21 protein-coding genes are annotated in these 21058 nt (G+C 76.2%); 17 read left to right on the top strand and 4 right to left on the bottom strand.

Annotated elements, in window-relative coordinates; all coding sequences use genetic code 11:
* Positions 1-57 precede the first annotated feature (57 nt).
* The 3 genes from ACI8AC_RS08955 to ACI8AC_RS08945 all read left to right on the top strand — a co-directional run bounded on the left by ACI8AC_RS08955 (position 58) and on the right by ACI8AC_RS08945 (position 4293).
* Positions 58-1044, top strand: a complete 987-nt coding sequence (locus ACI8AC_RS08955) for an aldo/keto reductase (protein ID WP_456897254.1) — start codon at positions 58-60, stop codon at positions 1042-1044.
* A gap of 71 nt (positions 1045-1115) precedes the next feature.
* Positions 1116-2891, top strand: a complete 1776-nt coding sequence (gene aspS, locus ACI8AC_RS08950) for an aspartate--tRNA ligase (RefSeq protein ID WP_456897252.1) — start codon at positions 1116-1118, stop codon at positions 2889-2891.
* Positions 2892-2964: 73 nt separating this feature from the next.
* A complete protein-coding gene (locus tag ACI8AC_RS08945) occupies positions 2965-4293 on the top strand; it encodes a glycosyltransferase (RefSeq protein ID WP_456897250.1) in 1329 nt (442 codons plus the stop codon).
* A gap of 42 nt (positions 4294-4335) precedes the next feature.
* Here the strand turns inward: ACI8AC_RS08945 and ACI8AC_RS08940 are convergent, their stop codons facing one another.
* The 3 genes from ACI8AC_RS08940 to ACI8AC_RS08930 all read right to left on the bottom strand — a co-directional run bounded on the left by ACI8AC_RS08940 (position 4336) and on the right by ACI8AC_RS08930 (position 7128).
* Positions 4336-5127 (bottom strand): CPBP family intramembrane glutamic endopeptidase, encoded by a 792-nt coding sequence (locus ACI8AC_RS08940; RefSeq protein WP_456897248.1) that lies wholly within the window; start codon positions 5125-5127, stop codon positions 4336-4338.
* Positions 5124-6068, bottom strand: a complete 945-nt coding sequence (locus ACI8AC_RS08935; protein ID WP_456897246.1) for an NAD(P)H-binding protein — start codon at positions 6066-6068, stop codon at positions 5124-5126. Before ACI8AC_RS08935 ends, ACI8AC_RS08940 begins: the two co-directional genes overlap by 4 nt.
* 205 nt (positions 6069-6273) lie before the next feature.
* Positions 6274-7128, bottom strand: a complete 855-nt coding sequence (locus ACI8AC_RS08930; RefSeq protein ID WP_456897244.1) for an aldo/keto reductase — start codon at positions 7126-7128, stop codon at positions 6274-6276.
* Positions 7129-7163: 35 nt separating this feature from the next.
* Between ACI8AC_RS08930 and ACI8AC_RS08925 the strand changes: the two genes are divergently transcribed.
* From ACI8AC_RS08925 to nusB, 14 genes are all read left to right on the top strand, one after another.
* A complete protein-coding gene (locus tag ACI8AC_RS08925) occupies positions 7164-8507 on the top strand; it encodes a replication-associated recombination protein A (RefSeq protein ID WP_456897242.1) in 1344 nt (447 codons plus the stop codon).
* Between the two features lie 249 nt (positions 8508-8756).
* Entirely contained in the window at positions 8757-9182 is a 426-nt protein-coding gene (locus ACI8AC_RS08920) for a DUF948 domain-containing protein (protein ID WP_456897240.1), read from the top strand.
* Positions 9182-9463, top strand: coding sequence for a hypothetical protein (locus ACI8AC_RS08915; protein WP_117376347.1), 282 nt, complete (start codon positions 9182-9184; stop codon positions 9461-9463). Before ACI8AC_RS08920 ends, ACI8AC_RS08915 begins: the two co-directional genes overlap by 1 nt.
* Before the next feature lie 26 nt (positions 9464-9489).
* Positions 9490-12165, top strand: coding sequence for an alanine--tRNA ligase (gene alaS / locus ACI8AC_RS08910; RefSeq protein WP_456897237.1), 2676 nt, complete (start codon positions 9490-9492; stop codon positions 12163-12165).
* A gap of 5 nt (positions 12166-12170) precedes the next feature.
* Positions 12171-12824 (top strand): Holliday junction resolvase RuvX, encoded by a 654-nt coding sequence (gene ruvX / locus ACI8AC_RS08905; RefSeq protein WP_456897235.1) that lies wholly within the window; start codon positions 12171-12173, stop codon positions 12822-12824.
* Entirely contained in the window at positions 12821-14317 is a 1497-nt protein-coding gene (gene mltG / locus ACI8AC_RS08900) for an endolytic transglycosylase MltG (protein ID WP_456897233.1), read from the top strand. Before ruvX ends, mltG begins: the two co-directional genes overlap by 4 nt.
* The gene (locus tag ACI8AC_RS08895; RefSeq protein WP_456897231.1) at positions 14310-15134 is read left to right on the top strand and encodes a shikimate dehydrogenase; all 825 of its coding nucleotides are present in this window, start codon (positions 14310-14312) and stop codon (positions 15132-15134) included. The genes mltG and ACI8AC_RS08895 overlap by 8 nt, the downstream gene beginning before the upstream one ends.
* Positions 15135-15301: 167 nt before the next feature.
* On the top strand, positions 15302-16480 hold the full coding sequence (gene aroC / locus ACI8AC_RS08890) for a chorismate synthase (RefSeq protein ID WP_456897229.1): 1179 nt from the start codon (positions 15302-15304) through the stop codon (positions 16478-16480).
* Positions 16477-17013 carry a shikimate kinase gene (locus ACI8AC_RS08885; protein ID WP_456897227.1) on the top strand — a complete coding sequence of 179 codons (537 nt, stop codon included), beginning with the start codon at positions 16477-16479 and terminating at the stop codon, positions 17011-17013. The genes aroC and ACI8AC_RS08885 overlap by 4 nt, the downstream gene beginning before the upstream one ends.
* Positions 17010-18068: a 3-dehydroquinate synthase gene (aroB, locus tag ACI8AC_RS08880; protein WP_456897225.1), complete on the top strand. Its 1059-nt coding sequence runs from the start codon at positions 17010-17012 to the stop codon at positions 18066-18068. The genes ACI8AC_RS08885 and aroB overlap by 4 nt, the downstream gene beginning before the upstream one ends.
* Positions 18065-18499, top strand: coding sequence for a type II 3-dehydroquinate dehydratase (gene aroQ, locus ACI8AC_RS08875; RefSeq protein ID WP_456897223.1), 435 nt, complete (start codon positions 18065-18067; stop codon positions 18497-18499). The genes aroB and aroQ overlap by 4 nt, the downstream gene beginning before the upstream one ends.
* A 53-nt stretch (positions 18500-18552) precedes the next feature.
* Positions 18553-19671, top strand: a complete 1119-nt coding sequence (locus tag ACI8AC_RS08870) for a M24 family metallopeptidase (protein ID WP_456897221.1) — start codon at positions 18553-18555, stop codon at positions 19669-19671.
* Complete coding sequence (gene efp / locus ACI8AC_RS08865; protein ID WP_456897219.1) at positions 19672-20232, top strand: elongation factor P; 561 nt, start codon at positions 19672-19674, stop codon at positions 20230-20232.
* A gap of 30 nt (positions 20233-20262) precedes the next feature.
* Positions 20263-20670, top strand: a complete 408-nt coding sequence (gene nusB / locus ACI8AC_RS08860) for a transcription antitermination factor NusB (protein WP_456897217.1) — start codon at positions 20263-20265, stop codon at positions 20668-20670.
* Positions 20671-20694: 24 nt separating this feature from the next.
* Here the strand turns inward: nusB and ACI8AC_RS08855 are convergent, their stop codons facing one another.
* Positions 20695-20901, bottom strand: coding sequence for a hypothetical protein (locus ACI8AC_RS08855; RefSeq protein WP_456897215.1), 207 nt, complete (start codon positions 20899-20901; stop codon positions 20695-20697).
* Between the last annotated feature and the right edge of the window lie 157 nt (positions 20902-21058).

The raw sequence follows: 21058 nt of genomic DNA, 5'->3' as shown, positions 1-21058 counted from the left end.
GCGAGCGTCGCTGGGAACGCCGGCGACCGAGGAGCGGAACGAGGTCGGAGTCGAGCGATGAGCATGGAACAGCGCCCGCTGGGGCGGACGGGGGCCGACGTGAGCGTCGTCGGCCTGGGCACGTGGCAGCTCGGCGGTGACTGGGGGGACGTCGACGACGCCACCGCCGCCGAGGTGCTCGACGCCGCCCTCGACGCGGGGGTGACCCTGCTCGACACCGCGGACGTCTACGGGGACGGCCGCTCCGAGCAGCGCATCCGCGAGGCCCTCGCCCCGCGCGCCGAGCGCCCCTTCGTGGCCACCAAGGCCGGCCGCCGCGCCGACCCGTTCGAGGCCGCCCAGTACACCCCGGAGAACCTCCGGGCGTGGGTCGACCGGTCCCGGCGCAACCTCGGCGTCGACACCCTCGACCTGGTCCAGCTGCACTGCCCGCCGCCGGCGACCTACGAGGACGACCGGGTCTACGACACCCTCGACGCCCTGGTCGAGGAGGGGGCGGTCGCGGCCTACGGCGTGTCGGTGGAGACCGTGGCCGAGGGGCTGCGCGCCCTGCGGCGGCCGAACGTGCAGTCGCTGCAGGTGATCCTCAACGTCTTCCGGCGCAAGCCGCTCGAGGAGCTGCTGCCGGCGGCCGCCCGCGCGCAGGTCGGCGTCCTCGCCCGCGTCCCCCTGGCCAGCGGGCTGCTCACCGGCAAGTACGACGAGTCGACGACGTTCCCGGCCGACGACCACCGCAACTTCAACCGCGGCGGCGAGGCCTTCGACGTCGGGGAGACCTTCTCCGGCGTCCCCTTCGAGGTCGGCGTCGCCGCGGCCCGCGAGGTCGCCGAGATCGCCGGCGACGCACCGACGGCGGCCTTCGCCCTGCGCTGGGTCATCGACCAGCCCGGCGTCACCACCGTCATCCCCGGCGCCCGCTCCGTCGAGCAGGTCCGCGGCAACGTCGCCGCCGCCGCGCTGCCCCCGCTGACCGATCGCCAGCAGGCCGACCTCGCGCGGGTGTACGACGAGCGCATCCGCGCCCACGTGCACGACCGCTGGTAGGCCGGCCACGCTCCGCCGGAGCTCGCACCACCCCGCTGCTGCTTGACCCACCACCCCCGAGAGGCAACACCGTGCTCCGCACCCACGACGCCGGCACGCTGCGCGTGTCCGACGCCGGTTCCACCGTCACCCTCGCCGGCTGGGTGGCCCGCCGCCGGGACCACGGCGGCGTGGTCTTCGTCGACCTCCGCGACGCCTCCGGGTACGTGCAGGTCGTCGTCCGGGAGGAGGAGGCGCACGCGCTGCGCAACGAGTTCTGCGTGCTCGTGACCGGCGAGGTGCGCCGCCGCCCCGAGGGCAACGAGAACCCGGAGCTGCCCACCGGTGACGTGGAGGTGGCCGCCTCGACGCTCGAGGTGCTCTCCGCGGCGGCGCCGCTGCCGTTCCCCATCGAGACCGACCAGGCCGCCTCGGACGACGTCCGCTACCGGTACCGCTACCTGGACCTGCGCCGGCAGGGCCCGGCGCGCACCCTGCGGCTGCGGTCCGAGGTCAACCGGCTGGCCCGCGAGGTCATGGGCCGGCACGGGTTCGTCGAGGTCGAGACCCCGGACCTCACCCGGTCCACGCCCGAGGGGGCCCGGGACTTCGTCGTCCCCGTCCGGCTGCAGCCGGGCAAGTGGTACGCGCTCCCGCAGTCGCCGCAGCTGTTCAAGCAGCTGCTCATGATCGGCGGGCTCGAGCGCTACTACCAGATCGCCCGCTGCTTCCGGGACGAGGACTTCCGCGCCGACCGGCAGCCGGAGTTCACCCAGCTCGACTTCGAGATGAGCTTCGTCGAGCGGGACGACGTCCTCGCCGTCGTGGAGGACGTCGTCCGCGCGCTGTGGGGGGAGCTGGCCGGGTACCGGGTGCCGGCGATCCCGCGGATGAGCTACCGCGAGGCCATGGACCGGTTCGGGTCGGACAAGCCCGACCTGCGCTTCGGCCTCGAGCTGACCGAGCTCACCGCGTTCTTCGCGCAGACGCCCTTCCGCGTCTTCCAGGCGCCCTACGTCGGGGCCGTCGTCATGCCCGGCGGCGGCTCGCAGCCGCGGCGGGCCTTCGACGCCTGGCAGGACTGGGCGAAGTCCCGCGGCTACCGCGGCCTGGCCTACGTCACCGTCGCCGAGGACGGCACCCTCGGCGGGCCGGTCGCCAAGAACATCTCCGAGACCGAGCGCGCCGGCCTGGTCGAGGCCGTGGGCGCGCGGCCCGGCGACTGCGTCTTCTTCGCCGCCGGCCCGCGCCGCTCGGCGCAGGAGCTGCTCGGCGCCGCGCGCAACGAGATCGCCCGCCGGCTCGAGCTCATCGAGCCGGGCAGCTGGTCGTTCCTCTTCGTCGTCGACTTCCCGATGTTCGAGCAGACCGAGGACGGCGACTGGACGTTCATGCACCACCCGTTCACCTCGCCCACGCCGGAGTGGCGGGAGCGGTTCGCCGAGGACAAGGCCGAGGCGCTGTCGGACGCCTACGACCTGGTGGTCAACGGCAACGAGCTGGCCAGCGGGTCGGTGCGGATCCACGACGCCGGGCTGCAGGAGCGGGTGTTCGAGACCCTCGGCATGTCCCGCGAGGAGGCCCGGGAGCGGTTCGGCTTCTTCCTCGAGGCCTTCGCCTACGGCCCGCCCCCGCACGCCGGGGCCGCCATCGGCTGGGACCGCACCTGCGCGCTGCTGGCCGGGGTGGACTCCATCCGCGAGGTCATCGCCTTCCCGAAGACCGGGGCCGGGTACGACCCGCTCACCGGCGCCCCCACGCCGATCACCGCCGCCCAGCGCGCGGAGGCCGGCATCGACGCCGAGCCCGACGAGCCGCCGCTGCCCGGCGAGCCCGGCGCCCCGGGCCCCACCGACCCGACCGGCTGACCGGCGCGCCGCTGGTGCTGGCGCCCGGCGGTCCCGCAGGCCACACTGCGCCCCCACGCGAGAGGGGGCGAGGATGCGGGTCCTGGTGGCCGCCATGCCGTTCGCCGGCCACGCGGCACCGATGGCCGCGGTGGCACGGGAGCTGGTCGGGCGCGGGCACGAGGTGCTGGCCTGCACGGGCCGGCGCCACGCCGGGCGGTTCACCGCCGTCGGCGCGACCTGGGTGCCGTGGGAGCGCGCCCCCGACTTCGACGACACCGACATCCGGGCCACCTTCCCGCAGGTCGGTGACGGCCGGGGGATCCGGGCGCTGACGGCCAACGTCGAGCACGTGTTCGTCCGCACCGGCGCCGGGCAGGCCCGCGACATCGAGGCCGCCGGTCCGGTCGACCTGCTGGTGAGCGACCAGCTCGCGATCGGCTCGGGGCTGGTCGCCGAGCGGCGCGGCACGCCCTGGGCGACGGTGTCCCTGGTGCCGCTGTCGCTGCCCTCCCGCGACCTGCCGCCGTTCGGGACCGCCCTGCTGCCGGGTCGGGGGCCGCTCGGGCGCGCCCGGGATGCGGCACTGCGCGCGCTGGTCCGGACCACCCTGGAGCGCCGGCTGGACCGGGCCCTGGCCGACGTCCGGCGCGAGCTCGGCATGCCCCCGACGCCGGTGCCGTCGCTGCAGGCCTTCACCTCCCCGCAGCTCGTCCTCGCCCACGGGGTGCCCGAGCTCGAGCACCCGCGCAGCGACCTCCCCCCGCAGGTGCACTTCGTCGGCCAGCTGGCCCCGCCGCCGGCCGGCCGGGCGACGCCGTCCTGGTGGCCCGAGCTGCTGGCCGCCGACCGGCCGGTCGTGCACGTCACCCAGGGGACCTACGACGTCGACCCGGCCGACCTGCTGGTGCCCGCGCTGCGGGGGCTCGCCGGTGCCGACGTCCTCGTCGCCGCCGCCACCGGCTCGGGGGAGCTGCCCCCCGGCGCGGTGCCCCCGAACGCCCGGCAGGCGGAGTTCCTGCCCTACGACGCGCTGCTGCCGCGCACGGCGGTGGTGGTCACCAACGGCGGGTGGGGCGGCGTCCTGGCCGCGCTGGGCGCCGGCGTCCCCCTGGTCGTCGCCGGCGGGACCATCGACAAGCCGGAGATCGCCCGCCGGGTCGCCCGCTCCGGTGCGGGGGTGGACCTGCGCACCGGCCGGCCCTCGCCGCAGCGGGTGGCCGCCGCGGTGCGGGAGGTGCTCGCCGACCCCGGCTACCGGGTGCGTGCGGGGGAGGTGGCCGCCTCGCTGGCCCGCCACGGCGGGGCCGCGGAGGCCGCCGACCTCCTGGAGCGCCTGGCGCGGGACGGCGCGCCGCTGCACCGCCCGGTTCCCGACCCGTGGGCCCGGGTCGGGGAGCAGTCGTCCGGGGACCGGTCGTGAGGGCGCCGCGGGCGGTGCCGGCCCGCTGACCCGCCGCGCCGGTCAGTCCTTCGTCCCCTCCCGCGGGTCGTCGATCGACGGCTCGTCGGCGAACAGCGGCGGCAGGTAGCGCAGCATGAGCACCGACCAGGTGACGTGCGTGATCATCGGCGCCTGGATGCCGCCGCTGGCCCGCCGCTGCAGCCCGAACAGCAGACCCATGACCAGCGAGGCCAGCACCAGGGCCGGGTTGCGGGTGGCGGTGGTGGCCAGGCCGTAGACGGCGGTCGAGGTGAGCACCGGCCGCCGGCTGCCGACCGCGGCGTACAGGGCGCCCCGGAAGAACACCTCCTCGGCCAGGCCGTTGGCCAGCGTGGTGGTGAGCACCAGCGGCAGCGACCCCTGGTGGGCGTAGCGCAGCACCCGGGTGATCGCCCGGTCCAGCACCGGGACCTGCTTGGCGACCAGCGCCGCGCCGTAGAAGACGCCGAAGGCACCGGCACCGGTGAGCACCGGGGTCAGCACCGGGCGGGTCAGGGCCTCCTGCGTGGACCGGCGCACCCAGCCCAGGTGCAGCGGGCCCGACAGCAGCCCGCCGGCGGTCCAGGTGCCGGCGACGGCGAGGGTGAGGCCGTAGAAGGCGGGGGTGTCCGGCTTCCGGGACAGCGACAGGCCGAGCAGCCCGGCACCGGTGACGGCGACCGCGCCGGTGACCCGCCGGCGGCGGCGGAACGCGGCGTCGCTCTCCCAGTGGTCGCGGGGGACCTCCTCCACCAGCCAGTGCGGCAGCCGGGGGCCCACCCGGTCCACCAGGCGGTCGGTGACCCGGTCGAGCAGGCCGCGGCGGGGGGTCACGCCCGCGCCCCCCGGGCCAGGTGCCCGCGGCGCCGCTGCACGGTGCGCCGCTCCCGCCGCTCGCGGGCCCGCTCCGCCAGCGCGGCGAGCACCATCGCGTCGTAGTCCATCGGCTCGAAGGGGACCACCGAGCGGATCGCGTCGTCCTGCACCACGACCTCGTTGGTCATGGAGTCCACCAGCGAGCGGCCGGTCTTCACGTCGACGTCGGTGACCAGCGACAGCCACCGCGAGGACAGCTGCGGCGAGAGCAGCGGCACCGGCAGCACGAACATGTGCCGGCCCTGGATCTCCGCGACCCGGGTCAGCATCTCCAGGTACTCGAGGACCTCGGCACCCCCCACCTCGAAGACCCGCCCCTCCGTCCCGGGGGTCTCGAGCACGCCGACGAGGTAGCGGACCATGTCGGCGATCGCGATCGGCTGGGTGCGGGTGTGCACCCAGCGCGGCGTGATCATGACCGGCAGGTGGGCGACCAGCTGGCGGGTCATCTCCCAGGAGACGCCGCCGTGCCCGACGACGATCCCGGCCCGCAGCGCGGTCACCGGGACGCCGGTCTCCCCGAGCAGCCGCTCGACCTGCCGGCGGCTCCGCAGGTGCGGCGACAACGAGTCCTCGTCCTTGCCCAGGCCCCCGAGGTAGACGATGCGGCCCACGCCGGTGTCGGCCGCCGCCCGGGCGAAGGCGCGCGCGGCGGCGGCGTCCTTGCGCTCGAAGTCCGGGTCGCCCAGGGAGTGCACGAGGTAGTAGGCGGCGTCCACGTCGGCCAGGGCGGCCCGCAGGGACTCCTCATCCCCGACGTCGCCGGCCACCGGCTTCCCGGCACCCGAGTAGCGCTCCGGGTGCCGGGTCATCGCCCGCACCTCGTGCCCCCGCTCCACGAGGGCGCTCGCCAGCCGCCCGCCGACGAACCCCGATGCCCCGGTGACCAGTACGCGCACCTCCCGAGCGTCGCCGGTCGCGGCCCGCCGCGCGACTCCACGGGCCCACCACCCGCCGGGGTGGTCGGGGCGGGCCCGGTGGCCGGGAGTGCACTCCGTGCCGCCGGCACCGGCGTGCCCGCCCGTGTCGGCGGCAACGACCGCCCCTCGGCCGGCAGGCGCCCTCTCGGCCGGCGGGCGGCCTCGACGGGCGGGCCGGGCCGCGTCAGGCGTCGAGGCGGGCCAGCTGCTCGGGGGTGAGCTCCACGTCGGCGGCCGCGGCGGAGTCCTGGATCGAGCCGGCCCGCGAGGCCCCGGGGATCGGGACGACGACGTCGGCCTGCGCCAGGTGCCAGGCCAGCGCCACCCGGTGGACCGACACGCCGAGCTCCTGGGCGACCTCGGCGAACGCCGGCGCCGCGGCGTCCAGGGAGCCGGCCGCCGACACGCCGCCGAACGGGCTCCACGGCAGGAACGCCAGGCCGTGGCCGGCGCAGTGCGCGAGCTCGTCGCGGGAGTGCCGCCAGCCGGGGGAGAACTGGTTCTGCACGCTCACCAGCGCCGGGCCGACGATCGAGCGGGCGACGTCGATCTGCGCGACGTCGGCGTTGGAGATGCCGACCATGCGCACCAGGCCGGCGTCGGCCAGCTCCCGCAGCGCCGCCATCGACTCCTCCCACGGCGTGCCCGGGTCCGGCCGGTGGAACTGGTACAGCCCGACGGCGTCGACGCCCAGCCGGCGCAGCGAGGCCTCGCAGGCCCGCCGCAGGTAGGCCGGCGAGCCGTCGAGCTCCCAGTCGCTGCCCCGGCGGGTGTGCCCGCCCTTGGTCGCGACCAGCACGTCCGGAGCCCCGCCGTACGAGCGCAGCGCCCGGGCGACCAGCTCCTCGTTGTGGCCGAACTCGCTCTCGTCCCGGGCGTAGGCGTCGGCGGTGTCGACGAGGGTCACGCCGGCGTCGAGTGCCGCGTGCACCACCGCCTCGGCCTCCTCCGGCCCCGGCCGGTCCTCCTTCGTCGACAGGGGCATCGCACCCAGGCCGATCGCGCTGACGGTCGTGTCCCCGATGCGTCGCTGCTGCACGGGACCGTCGTGCCCCCCGGGTAGCGTCGGCAACCGTGAGCTCGCTGTTCGACCAGCCGGCCGACGACGGGCCCGGCGGCCCGGCGGTCGACCCGGGGGCGCCGCTGGCCGTGCGCATGCGCCCCCGGTCGCTGGACGAGGTGGTCGGCCAGCAGCACCTGCTCGGCCCGCGCGCGCCGCTGCGCCGCCTGGTCGAGGGCGACGAGCCGATGTCCCTGGTCCTCTACGGCCCGCCAGGCACCGGGAAGACCACCCTCGCGCACGTCGTCTCGCTGGCCACCAAGCGGCAGTTCGTGCAGCTGTCGGCGCTGGACGCCGGGGTCAAGGAGGTCCGCGCGGTCATCACCGCGGCCAAGCGCGAGCTGACCTACGCCGGCCGGCGCACCGTGCTGTTCATCGACGAGGTGCACCGCTTCTCCAAGACCCAGCAGGACTCCCTGCTCTCCGCCGTCGAGGACCGCATCGTCAGCCTGGTCGCGGCCACCACGGAGAACCCGTTCTTCTCCGTCGTGAGCCCGCTGCTGTCGCGCAGCCTGGTCCTGGCGCTGCAGCCCCTGGCGGACGACGACGTCCGCGCGCTGCTGCACCGGGCGCTGACCAGCGACCGCGGGCTGGACGGCGCGGTGACGCTGGCGCCCGAGGCCGAGGAGCACCTGGTGCGCATCGCCGGCGGCGACGGCCGCAAGGCGCTCACCGCGCTGGAGTCCGGCGCGGGGGCGGCGCTCTCGGCCGGCGGCACCGAGATCGACCTGGCCACGCTGGAGACCGCGGTGGCGCAGGCCGCGGTCCGCTACGACCGGCAGGGGGACCAGCACTACGACGTGGCCAGCGCGCTGATCAAGTCCGTCCGCGGGTCCGACGTCGACGCCGCGCTGCACTACCTGGCGCGCATGGTGGAGGCGGGGGAGGACCCCCGCTTCATCGCCCGCCGGCTGGTCATCTCCGCCAGCGAGGACATCGGCATGGCCGACCCCACGGCGCTGCAGACCGCCGTCGCCGCCGCGCAGGCCGTCGCCCTCGTCGGCATGCCCGAGGGGCACTTCCCCCTGGCGCACGCCGTCGTCCACCTGGCGACGGCGCCGAAGTCCAACGCCGTCACCGTCGCGATCGGCGAGTCCGTCGCCGACGTGCGCGCCGGCCTCGCCGGGTCGGTGCCCCCCGGGCTGCGGGACGCCCACTACGCGGGCGCCCGGAAGCTCGGTCACGGCGCCACCTACCGGTACCCGCACGACTCCGCGGAGGGGATCGTCCCCCAGCAGTACCCGCCCGACGCGCTGGTCGGCCGCGACTACTACCGGCCGACCACGCGCGGCGCCGAGGGCCCGATCGCGGCGCGGCTGGGGAAGCTGCGCGCGATCCTCCGGCGGCGCGGGACCTGAGCGGGCGGGCGCCCGGGACCGGGGGGTCCCGGCGGGGCACGGACACCACCCGGCGGCCGCGACTACTGTGGCCACGCCGGGCCGATGCCCGCCGGCCGGTGCCGGGCCCGGCCGGCGACGCCGAGACGGTGACGCCGACGAGACGCCGACCAGACGCCGGGAGCACGACGTCCCGAACGGACGCCGTGCCCACGACGTCGACCAGACGACGCCGGAGCACCGGCGTCGCCGAGGACGAGGAGACCCCGCGTGTCCGCAGGAGAGTGGGCCGGCCTGATCGCCGCCCTGGCCCTGGTGCTGCTGGTGGCCCTGCTCGCGATCCCGCTGCTGAAGCTGGGTCGCACGCTGGACGAGGCCACCCTGACCATCCGGCAGGCCCGGGAGCAGGCCCAGCCCATCCTGACCCAGGCCTCCACCACGGTCGCCCACGTCAACAGCAACCTCGAGCGCGTGGACGACATCACCGGCAACGCGGCGAACGTCTCCAGCAACGTGGCCGCGCTGACCAGCGTCGTCGCCGCCACCATCGGCAGCCCGCTGATCAAGGTGGCCGCGTTCAGCTACGGGGTGCGCAGCGCGGCGCGCAAGAAGCGCGAGGGCCAGGCCATCGCCGAGGCCGCCGCCCGCGACAAGGCCGAGCGCCGTGCGCGCCGCACCGCTCGGCGGGCCGCCTGATGCGCCGGCTGTTCTGGCTGGCGATGGGCGTGACGATCGGCGCCCTCCTCGTCCGCAAGATGTCCCGCGCCGCGGAGCGGATGACCCCCGCGGGGGTCGGCGCCTCGATCGCCGAGGGGCTGCGCGACCTCGCCGACGCCATCGGCGCGTTCGGCGCCGACGTCCGCGAGGCGATGGCCGAGCGCGAGGCCGAGATCCGCGCCGGCACCGGCCTGGACGCCCCGCTCCCCGAGGGCGGCCCCGCGCAGCTGCCCCGGCGCGGCGCGCACGCCGCCGACTGACCACCCGCAGACCGACCGAGTAGGACATGCAGACCGCCGAGATCCGCCGCCGCTTCCTCGAGCACTTCGCCCAGCGCGGGCACACCGTCGTCCCCAGCGCCTCGCTGGTGTCGCCGGACCCGTCGCTGCTCTTCACCGTGGCCGGCATGGTGCCGTTCATCCCGTACCTGACCGGCCGCGAGCCCGCGCCCTACCCGCGGGCCACCAGCGTCCAGAAGTGCGTGCGCACCCTCGACATCGAGGAGGTGGGCAAGACCACCCGCCACGGCACGTTCTTCCAGATGAACGGCAACTTCTCCTTCGGCGACTACTTCAAGGAGGGGGCGGTCCAGCACGCCTGGGACCTCGTCACCGGGTCGGTCGAGGACGGGAAGCTGGGCTTCGACCCCGACCGCATCTGGGTCACCGTCTACCTGGACGACGACGAGGCCGCCGACGCCTGGAAGCGGATCGCCGGCCTGCCCGAGGAGCGCATCCAGCGCCGCGGGCTGAAGGACAACTACTGGCACACCGGCCAGCCCGGCCCCGGCGGCCCGTGCAGCGAGATCTACTACGACCGCGGCCCCGAGCACGGCCCCGACGGCGGCCCCGTGGTGGACGAGGACCGGTTCCTGGAGATCTGGAACCTGGTCTTCATGCAGTACGAGCTCGCCGACGTGCGCAGCAAGGAGGACTTCCGCATCGTCGGCGACCTGCCGAGGAAGAACATCGACACCGGCATGGGCCTGGAGCGGGTGGCCTACCTGCTGCAGGGCGTGGACAACCTCTACGAGATCGACGAGGTCGCCCCGGTGCTGTACCGGGGCGCCGAGCTCGCCGGGGTCACCTACGGCAAGGACCACGACACCGACGTCCGGCTGCGGGTGGTCGCCGACCACGTGCGCAGCGGCCTGATGCTCATCGGGGACGGCGTCACGCCCGGCAACGAGGGCCGCGGCTACATCCTGCGCCGGCTGCTGCGCCGCGCCGTCCGGTCGATGCGCCTGCTCGGCGTGGACGCCGCGACCCTGCCGGAGCTGCTGCCCGTCTCGCGCGACGCGATGAAGGCCAGCTACCCCGAGCTGGAGACCGACTTCGCCCGCATCTCGTCGGTGGCCTACGCCGAGGAGGACGCCTTCCGGCGCACCCTCACCTCCGGCACCGCCCTGTTCGACACCGCCGTCGCCCAGGCCAAGGCCGCCGGCACCCCGGCGCTCTCCGGTGAGCAGGCGTTCAGCCTGCACGACACCTACGGCTTCCCGATCGACGTCACGCTGGAGATGGCCGCCGAGCAGGGCGTCACCGTCGACGAGGAGGGGTTCCGGGCGCTCATGCAGCAGCAGCGCGACCGGGCCCGCGCCGACGCCCGCGCGAAGCGGACCGGCTCGGTCGACGTCCTGGCCTACCGCCGGCTGCTGGCCGAGCACGGGCCCACCGACTGGCGGGCCTACTCCACCCTGCGCACCGACTCCCGCGTGCTGGGCGTGGTCACCGACCTGGAGGAGGACGGCCCGGCCGTGGCCGGCCCCGGCGAGGTCACCCGGGTGGTGCTGGACCGCACGCCCTTCTACGCCGAGTCCGGCGGCCAGGTCGCCGACGCCGGGCACCTGGCCTGGGACGGCGGCCGCGCCGAGGTGCTCGACGTGCAGCGGCCGGTCAAGGGCCTGGTCGTGCACCAGGTGCGGGTCCTCGAGGGGGAGCTGCGCGACGGCGCCGAGCTCGTGGCCGAGGTGGACCGGGAGTGGCGGCTGTCGGCCTGCCAGGCGCACTCGGGCACCCACGTCGTGCACGCCGCGCTGCGCCAGGTGCTCGGCCCGCAGGCGCTGCAGTCGGGCTCCTACAACCGGCCCGGCTACCTGCGGCTGGACTTCGCCTGGCAGGGCGCGCTGACCGCGCAGCAGCGCCGGGACGTCGAGGACGTCGCCAACGCCGCCGTCCGCGCCGACCACGCGGTGAGCGCCGCGTTCATGACGCTGCCCGAGGCCCAGGCCATCGGCGCCCTGGCGCTGTTCGGGGAGACCTACGGCGAGCAGGTGCGCGTGGTGGAGATCGGCGGCCCCTGGTCCCGGGAGCTCTGCGGTGGGACCCACGTGCAGGGCAGCGCCCAGATCGGCACCCTGGCGCTCACCGGCGAGTCGTCGGTCGGCTCCGGCTCGCGGCGCGTCGAGGCGGCCGTGGGCCTGGAGGGGTTCCGGTACCTGGCCCGCGAGCGCGACCTGGTGCGCCAGCTCTCCGACCTGCTGAAGACCCCGGCCGACGGGCTGACCGACCGGGTCGCCGGCATGCTGGCCCGGATGCGCGACCTCGACCGCGAGGTCGCCGACCTGCGGGGTCAGCAGACCCTGGCCGCGGCCGGCGAGCTGGCCCGCTCGGCGCGCGAGGTGACCGGGATCGCGGTCGTCACCGGCGCGCCTGCGGGCCTCGGCGGGGGTGACCTGCGCACCCTGGCCCTCGACGTCCGCGGCCGGCTGGCCGATCGCCCGGCGGTGGTCTTGCTCGCCTCCGAGTCCGGCGGCAAGGTGGCCCTCGTGGCAGCCGTGACCCCGGCCGCCCAGGAGCGCGGCCTGACGGCGAACGACGTCCTCCGCGCCGCCGCCGTCCCCGTCGGCGGCCGGGGTGGGGGCAAGGCAGACGTGGCCCAGGGCGGGGGGACCGACCCGAGTGGCATCCCCGCGGCCCTCGAGGCCGGCGAACAGGCGGTCGCGACCGCCGCAGGGAGGTGAGGGACGTGCCCGAGCAGCGCCCCGACGAGACCGGTCCGGTGGGGGAGCGGCGGGTGAGCCGGCCGGCGGTGCCGCCGTCCCGGCCCCGCAGCACCCCGCAGGAGCCGGTGCACCACCGCACCGAGCAGATCGACCTGCGCGCCGGCTTCCCGCCGGTCCGGCACGAGACCGCGCAGATCGACCTCTCCGGCGGCCTGCCGGGCGGGCTGCCCATCCCGCCGCGCCGGACCCGGCAGGGCCGCCGGCTGGGCGTCGACGTCGGCAGCGTCCGCGTGGGCGTGGCGCTGTCCGACCCGACCGGCACCCTGGCCAGCCCGCTGGAGACCGTGCCGCGGGCCCGGGACGAGTCCGACCTCGACCGGATCGCCGCCCTGGTCGCCGAGCACGAGGTGACCGAGGTGATCGTGGGGGAGCCCCGCCACCTGTCCGGTGCGTCCGGTGCGTCGGCACGGGAGGCCCGCGCCTACTCCCGGGCCCTCGCCGGGCGCCTCGGCGGCGTGCCGGTGCACCTGGTCGACGAGCGGCTGTCCACGGTGTCCGCGGCCGGCGCGCTGCGGGCCAACGGTCTCGACAGCCGCCGCCAGCGGTCGGTGATCGACCAGGCCGCGGCCGTGGTCATCCTCCAGGCCTACCTGGACGCGCAGCAGGAGCGATCGTGACCGACCCGGCCCCGCGCGGGGCGCGGGGCCGGCAGGCCTCCCGGGTGGCCGGGCAGGACGACGGCACGGGTCCGCTCGTCCCGCCCGGCGACGGCGCGGGCCGGCGTGCCGGTGCGGCCCACCCCTCGGCGCCGCTGCCGGACCTCCCGCCGCGGCCCGCCGGGGCCTGGTCGCGCCTGCAGCGGCGCGACGGGGCCGACGAGGACGCGACCGTCGCCGTGCCGCCACCCGGCGGGCCGGGCGGGCCCCCGGCCGGAGGCGACGAGACCGCCGCGATCGACCCGCAGGTCCGCGACCCGTACGCCGCCGACCCGCACGGGCGCGAGCCGCAGTGGGACGACGACGCCGAGGCCACCGGCGGCCTGGAGGTGCTCGGCGCGGACGCGCAGGACACCGACCACCGCGGCCGGCCCCCCCGGGGGCGCGGCGGCGGGGGCCGCGGTGGCGCCCGCCGCCCGCTGGCCATCGTGCTGTCGCTGGCGGTGCTGGTCGCGCTGGTCGGCGGCATCGTCGTCGGCGGCCGGGCGCTGATCGGCCTGGTGAACCCCGCGGCCGAGGACTACACCGGGCAGGGCACCGGGGAGGTGCAGGTCCGCGTCGCCGTGGGGGACACCCTCAGCGACATCGGCCGCAGCCTGGTCGACGCCGGGGTCATCGCCTCCGTCAGCCCGTTCGTGGAGGCCGCCGAGGCCAACCCGGCGGCCACCGGCATCCAGCCCGGCGTGTACGGCCTGCGGGAGGAGATGAGCGGTCAGGCCGCCCTCGACCTGCTGCTCGACCCCGCCTCGCGGCTGTTCGCCCGGGTGACCGTGCCCGAGGGGTTCACCGTCGAGCAGACCCTGCAGCGGCTGGCCGAGGCCACGGAGCGGCCCGTCGAGGAGTTCCGCGCCGCGGCGGCCGATCCCGCGTCGCTGGGCGTCCCGGAGTGGGCCGGTGGCCAGCTCGAGGGCTTCCTGTTCCCCGCCACGTACGACTTCACGCCGGACGACACCCCCGCGGACATGCTGCGGGCGATGGTGTCGGCGTTCACCGACACCGCCCAGCGCATCCAGCTGGAGCAGCGCGCCGCGGCCGCCGGCCGGTCGCCGCTCGACGTGGTGATCGTCGCCTCGATGGTGCAGTCGGAGACCCGGCTGGACGAGGAGCGGCCCGACGTCGCGCAGGTCATCTACAACCGGCTGGGGCAGGGCATCCCGCTGGGCATCGACGCGGCGCTGGCCTACGGGCTGGGCAAGAACGGCAACGAGCTCACGGTGACCGACCTGGAGACCGACTCGCCGTACAACACCCGCACGCGGGCCGGGCTGCCGCCCACGCCGATCAGCTCCCCGGGCGAGGCCAGCCTCGAGGCGGCCCTCGCGCCCTCGACCGGGGACCTCCTCTACTACGTGCTGGAGTCGCAGGACGGCAACCACTTCTTCACCGACAGCTACGAGGAGTTCCTGGCCGCCCGGCAGCGCTGCGCCGAGGCCGGCCTGGGCTGCGGTGGCTGACCCCTCCGACACGGCGGGGACGGGCCGGCGCGCGGCGGTCCTGGGGCGGCCGGTCGCGCACTCGCTGTCCCCGCTGCTGCACCGGGCGGCCTACGCCGCACTGGGGCTGGAGGGGTGGACCTACGACGCCCTCGACGTCGGCCCGGAGGACCTGCCCGTCCTCCTGGCCGGCCTCGGCGAGGAGTGGTGCGGGTTCTCGGTGACCATGCCGTGCAAGCAGGCGGCGGTCGCGGCCGCGGACGTGGTGGAGCCGCTGCCGCGGCTGCTGCGCGCGGCGAACACCCTCGTCCGCACCGGGCAGGGCTGGCGGGCCGAGAACACCGACGTCACCGGCGTGGGCATGGCGCTGCGGCTGGCCGGTGTCGAGCAGGTCTCCCACGCGGCGCTGCTCGGGGCCGGGGGGACGGCGGCGGCCGCGGCGGTGGCCCTCGCCTCCCTCGGGGCCGAGGCGGTGGACGTCGTCGTCCGCGACCCCGCGCGCACCGAGGACGTCCTGCGGGTGCTCGACACCCTGGAGGTGCGCGCACGGGTGCTCCCGATGTCCGGGGGCCCGGTGCAGGCCCCGGTCGTGGTGAGCACCGTGCCGGTCGCCGGGCAGCCGGCCGTGGCCGCGCTGGACTGGCGGGCGGGGCAGACGGTCCTCGACGTCCTCTACGACCCGTGGCCCACCCCGCTGGCCCGGGCGGTGACCGCGGCCGGCGGCACCGTGGCCGGCGGCCTCGATGTGCTGCTCTGGCAGGCCACCGTCCAGGTGGAGCTGATGACGGGGCGGCCGGCGCCGATCGAGGCCATGCGGGCCGCGCTGGAGCTCCGCTGACCCGGTGACCTCGGTGCTGTCCGGCGCAGGTGTGGCCCCCCTCCCGGGGCCCGCCCCGAGCCGGCGAGGGAGCGAGGACCTCCCTGCCCCCACCTCTCGCAGGCTCGCGGTGGGACCCTGCAGGGAGGCCGGAGGTGGACGGTCCGCCGACTGGCAGAATCGCCGGCATGTTGCGCTGGCTGACCGCCGGTGAGTCGCACGGCCAGCAGCTCACCGCCATCCTCGAGGGCCTCCCGGCCGGCGTCCGGGTGCAGACCTCCGACCTCGACACCGACCTGGCCCGCCGCCGGCTCGGCCACGGCCGCGGCGCGCGGATGTCCTTCGAGCAGGACGTCGTCACCCTCACCGGCGGGGTCCGCCACGGCGTCACGCAGGGCGGGCCGATCGCCGTCCAGGTCGGCAACACCGAGTGGCCGAAGTGGGAGACGGTGATGTCGGCCGACCCCGTCGACCCGGCCGTCCTCGAGGGCCAGGCCCGCAACGCCCCGCTCACCCGCCCCCGGCCCGGGCACGCCGACCTGCCGGGCATGCAGAAGTACGGCTTCGACGACGCCCGCCCGGTCCTCGAGCGGGCCAGCGCGCGCGAAACCGCCGCCCGGGTGGCGCTGGGTGCGGTGGCCCGCGCCTTCCTGCGCCAGGCCCTCGACGCCGAGGTGGTCAGCCACGTCGTCGGCATCGGCCCGGTCGTCGTCCCGCCGGGCGTGGTGCCCGGCCCGCAGGACAACCCGCGGGTCGACGAGGACCCCGTGCGGTGCGCCGACCCGGCCACCAGCGCGCAGATGGTGGCCGAGGTCGACGACGCCCGGAAGAACGGCGACACCCTCGGCGGCGTCGTCGAGGTCGTGGTGCACGGCCTCCCGCCGGGGCTGGGCAGCCACGTGCACTGGGACCGCCGGCTGGACTCGCGCCTGGCGGCCGCGCTGATGGGTGTGCAGTCGGTGAAGGCCGTCGAGGTCGGGGACGGCCTGGAGACCGCCCGCCGCCGCGGCTCGGTCGCCCACGACGAGATCGTCCTCGCCGACGGCCGGGTGCAGCGGCTCACCGACCGCGCCGGCGGCATCGAGGGCGGGATGACCAACGGCGAGGTGCTGCGGGTGCGGGCGGCGATGAAGCCGATCTCCACCGTGCCGCGGGCGCTGGCCACGATCGACGTGGCCACCGGCGAGCCGGCCGTCGCGATCAACCAGCGCAGCGACGCCTGCGCGGTGCCGCGCGGCGCCGTCGTCATGGAGGCGATGGTCGCCCTGGTGCTCGCCGACGCCGCGCTGGAGAAGTTCGGCGGGGACTCCCTCGCCGAGACCCGGCGCAACGCCCGCGCCTACCTCGACGCGTTGGCGGTCCGGTGAGCGGGCCGGTGCTGGTGCTGGTGGGCCCGCCGTCGTCGGGCAAGACCACCGTCGGCACCGCGGTGGCGCGGGCCCTCGGCCTGCCGTTCCGGGACACCGACGCCGACATCGAGGCGCGCGCGGGTCAGACCGTCGCCGACCTGTTCGTCGAGCACGGCGAGGAGCACTTCCGCGCGCTGGAGCGGGCGGCGGTCCGCCGGGCGCTGGCCGAGCACGACGGCGTCCTCGCCCTGGGCGGCGGGGCGGTGCTGGCGCAGGGGACCCGCGACCTGCTGACCGCCCACCGCGCCGCCGGCGGCGCGGTCGTGTGGCTCGACGTCGACCTGGCCTCGGCGGCCCGGCGGGTGGGCCTGGGCCGGGAACGGCCGGTGCTGGGCCTCAACCCGCGGGCGACGCTGCGCAGCCTGCTGCAGGCCCGCGCCCCGCTCTACGCCGAGGTGGCCTCGGCCACCGTCCCGACCGGCGGGCGGGAGCCGGCCGAGGTGGTCGCCGACGTGCTCGCCGCCGTGGGCGCGCAGCGGGCGCACCCGTGAGGCGCGTCCCCGTCCCGGGTGAGCGGCCCTACGAGGTCGTCATCGGCCCCGGTGCCCAGGCCGAGCTCGGGCTGGTGCTGGCCGGCACCGCCCGCGCCGCCGTCGTCCACGCCCCGCCGCTGGCCGCCCGGGCGGGCGCCGCCGTCGAGGCGCTGCAGACCGCCGGGGTCGCCGCCGAGGCCGTCGTCGTGCCCGACGGCGAGGCGGCCAAGACCGCGGCGGTGGCCGCCGCGGCCTGGGAGGAGTTCGGCCGGCTCGGGCTCACCCGTTCCGACGCGGTCGTCGGCGTGGGCGGGGGCGCGGTCACCGACCTCGCCGGCTTCCTCGCCGCCACCTGGGTGCGCGGGGTCCGCGTCGTCCAGGTGCCGACCAGCCTGCTGGGCATGGTGGACGCCGCGGTCGGCGGCAAGACCGGCATCAACACCGCCGCGGGCAAGAACCTGGTGGGCGCCTTCCACCCGCCGGCCGCGGTCCTCGCCGACACCGAGGTGCTGGCCGGGTTGCCCGGGGCGGAGTTCCGCTCGGGCCTGGCCGAGGTGGTGAAGTGCGGCTTCATCGCCGACCCGGTCGTCCTGAGCCTGCTCGAGGCCGACCCCACCGGCCGCCGCGACACCGATGAGCTCATCGAGCGGGCCGTGCGCGTCAAGGCCGACGCGGTGGGGCAGGACCTGCTCGACACCGGCGTGCGGGAGTTCCTCAACTACGGCCACACGCTGGCCCACGCGATCGAGCGGGTCGAGGACTTCGGCTGGCGGCACGGCGAGGCGGTCGGCGTCGGGTTGGTGTTCGCCGCCGAGCTGGCCGGGCAGGCGGGGCTGCTCACGCCGGCCGAGGTGGCCCGGCACCGCGACCTCGTCGCCGCGATCGGCCTGCCGACCCGCTACGCCGGCGACTGGGCCCGGCTGCAGTCGGTGATGCGGGTGGACAAGAAGGCCCGCGGCGCCTCGCTGCGGTTCGTCGTCCTCGACGGGCTCGGCAACCCGCGCATCCTGGCCGACCCGGACCAGGCCTGGCTCGACGCCGCGTGGGCGGCGGTCGGTGGAGGGACAGCATGACCATCCAGGTGCTCAACGGCGCCAACCTGGGCCGGCTCGGCCTGCGGGAGCCGGAGCGGTACGGGACGACGACGTACGCCGAGCTGGTCGCCCTGCTGGAGCAGGCCGCCCGCGAGCTGGACGTCGCGGTCCTGGTGCGCCAGACCGACTCCGAGTCCGAGCTCCTCTCCTGGGTGCACGCCGCCTCCGACGCCGGGGACGCGGTGGTCGTCAACCCCGGCGGGTGGTCGCACACCTCGGTGGTGCTGCGCGATGCGCTGGCCGCGCTCAACGGCCCGCTGGTCGAGGTGCACATCACCAACATCCACGCCCGCGAGGAGTTCCGGCACCACTCCTACGTGTCCGGCGTGGCCGACGGGGTCATCGCCGGCCTCGGGGTGCAGGGCTACGTGCTCGCGCTGCAGTGGCTGGCCGCGCGGGGGGTGCGGTGAGGCGAGGAGCGGGGTCCGCGCGCGGGCGCGGCGCCGGAGAGGGAGGTCTCCAGATGGGTGCGCGTCAGGCGGGCAGGCGCGACCGGCTGCGGGCGGTCGCCGCCGAGCGGGGGCTGGACGCCGTCCTGGTGACCGAGCTGCACAACGTGCGGTACCTGACCGGGTTCACCGGCTCGAACGGCGCGCTGCTGCTGCGCACCGACGGCCGGGACGTCTTCGGCACGGACGGCCGCTACACCACCCAGGCCGGCACCCAGGTGCCCGACGTGGAGCTGCTCGTCGACCGGGCGACCGCGACCGCCCTGGCCCGCGAGGCGGTGCGCCCGCGGTCCGGCGGGCCGGGCGCGGGACGGATCGGCTTCGAGTCCCACCACGTCACCGTCGACGGGCTGCGCGCGCTGGAGTCGGTGGTCGCCGACGCCGCCGGGGGTGCGGTCGCCGAGCTGACCGGCGTCCGCCGGGCCGTGGAGGCGCTGCGCGCGGTCAAGGACGACGAGGAGGTCGACGCGCTGCGGCGGGCCTGCGCGATCGCCGACGCCGCCCTGGCCGAGCTGGCCGCCGAGGGGGCGCTGCGGCCGGGTCGCACCGAGCTGCAGGTCGGCCGCGAGCTCGACGCCCGGATGCTGGCCATGGGCGCCGAGGCGCCGTCCTTCGAGACCATCGTCGCCACCGGCGCCAACTCGGCGATCCCGCACCACCGGCCCGACGGCACCGTGCTGGCCGGTGGTGACCTGCTGAAGCTGGACTTCGGCGCGACCGTCGACGGCTACCACTCGGACATGACGCGCACGCTGGTCCTCGGCCACGCGGCCGACTGGCAGCGCGAGGTCTACGACCTCGTCGCCGCGGCCCAGGCGGCCGGGCGGGCCGCGCTCGCGCCCGGCGCCGACGTGGTCGCGGTCGACGCCGCGGCCCGCGACGTCATCGTCGCCGCCGGGCACGGCGAGCACTTCACCCACGGGCTGGGCCACGGGGTGGGCCTGGAGATCCACGAGGCACCGGGCATCGGCCAGCTCGGCGCGGGTACGCTGGCCGCCGGCATGGCCGTCACCGTGGAGCCGGGGGTCTACCTGCCCGGCCACGGCGGTGTCCGGATCGAGGACACGCTGGTCGTCACCGATGGCGAGCCCGAGTTGTTGACCCTCACGAGCAAGGAACTGCTGGTCCTCTAGATGGCTACCACCAACGACCTCAAGAACGGCATGGTCCTCAACCTCGACGGCCAGCTCTGGACCGTCACCGAGTTCCAGCACGTCAAGCCCGGCAAAGGCGGCGCCTTCGTGCGCACCACGCTGAAGAACGTGCTCTCGGGCAAGGTCGTCGACAGGACCTTCAACGCCGGCACCAAGGTGGACACCGCCACCGTCGACAAGCGGTCGATGACCTACCTGTACAAGGACGGCACCGACTTCGTGTTCATGGACGGCGAGACCTTCGACCAGATCCCGGTCCCGGCCGAGACCGTCGGGGGCGGGGCGGACTACCTGCTGGAGAACACCGAGGCCGTCGTCGCCGTCCACGAGGGCACCCCGCTCTACGTCGAGCTGCCGGTGACCCTGGAGCTGGTCGTGGAGCACACCGACCCGGGGCTGCAGGGCGACCGCTCCACGGGTGGCACGAAGCCGGCCACCCTGGAGACCGGTGCGCAGATCCAGGTGCCGCTGTTCGTCAACACCGGCGACCGGCTCAAGGTCGACACCCGCGACGGCCGGTACCTCGGCCGCGCCAACTGACGGCCCGCCCCGTCCCCGGCCCGCCCTGACATGGCCGCCCGGTCCAAGGCGCGCAAGCGCGCCGTCGACGTCCTCTACGAGGCCGACGTCCGCAGCAGCGACCCGCTGGAGCTGCTGCGCGAGCGGGTGGCGCTGGCCTCCCCGCCGGTCCCCGACCACGCGGTGCGGCTGGTCGAGGGCGCCGTGGAGCACGGCGCGCGCATCGACGAGCTGATCAGCCGGCACGCCAGCGGCTGGACGCTGGAGCGGCTGCCCGACGTCGACCGCGCCATCCTGCGCATGGCGGTCTTCGAGCTGCTGTGGGCCGACGACGTGCCCGACGCGGTGGTCATCGACGAGGCCGTGGAGCTGGCCAAGAGCCTGTCCACCGACGACTCCCCGGCCTACGTCAACGGCGTCCTCGGCGCGATCCTGGACGCCGAGGTCCCCACCCGCTGAGGGCACCCCGCCGATGCGGCGAGGTCAGCCCCGGGTGACGGTGAACGTCACCGTGTCGTCCGTGGCGTTCGTGCAGGTGAGGCGCAGCGCGCCGATCGAGACGCCGTGCCCCGGGGTGCAGGGGACGTCCCGGCCGTCGACACGGAGGGTCGCCCGCGCACCGTCGACCAGGGCGATGCCGAACGTCGTCCCGAGGACGTGCGCCCGTGAGCCCCTGCCTCCGAGCGTCACCGAGCAGGAGTCCCCGGAACAGGACACGAGAGTCACGGACCCGGAGACGGAACCGCCTGCTGCCGACGCGCTGACCGCGCCGGACCGCACACCGAACCCACGGCCGGCCGTAGCACGGCCCCCGGAGGGTGGCCGGGGGAACCGACGTCGCACGGGG

Source organism: Geodermatophilus sp. SYSU D00758, from assembly GCF_054049955.1.
This window is presented reverse-complemented; position numbering and strand designations above follow the sequence as displayed.

What these genes read in the sequence shown, in the direction of transcription:
- alaS (WP_456897237.1), top strand. Translation starts at nt 9,490, where the DNA reads ATGCAGACCGCCGAGATCCGCCGCCGCTTCCTCGAGCACTTCGCCCAG.
- ACI8AC_RS08945 (WP_456897250.1), top strand. Translation starts at nt 2,965, where the DNA reads ATGCGGGTCCTGGTGGCCGCCATGCCGTTCGCCGGCCACGCGGCACCG.
- ACI8AC_RS08955 (WP_456897254.1), top strand. Translation starts at nt 58, where the DNA reads ATGAGCATGGAACAGCGCCCGCTGGGGCGGACGGGGGCCGACGTGAGC.
- ACI8AC_RS08870 (WP_456897221.1), top strand. Translation starts at nt 18,553, where the DNA reads ATGGGTGCGCGTCAGGCGGGCAGGCGCGACCGGCTGCGGGCGGTCGCC.
- ACI8AC_RS08915 (WP_117376347.1), top strand. Translation starts at nt 9,182, where the DNA reads ATGCGCCGGCTGTTCTGGCTGGCGATGGGCGTGACGATCGGCGCCCTC.
- aroQ (WP_456897223.1), top strand. Translation starts at nt 18,065, where the DNA reads ATGACCATCCAGGTGCTCAACGGCGCCAACCTGGGCCGGCTCGGCCTG.
- aroC (WP_456897229.1), top strand. Translation starts at nt 15,302, where the DNA reads ATGTTGCGCTGGCTGACCGCCGGTGAGTCGCACGGCCAGCAGCTCACC.
- nusB (WP_456897217.1), top strand. Translation starts at nt 20,263, where the DNA reads ATGGCCGCCCGGTCCAAGGCGCGCAAGCGCGCCGTCGACGTCCTCTAC.
- efp (WP_456897219.1), top strand. Translation starts at nt 19,672, where the DNA reads ATGGCTACCACCAACGACCTCAAGAACGGCATGGTCCTCAACCTCGAC.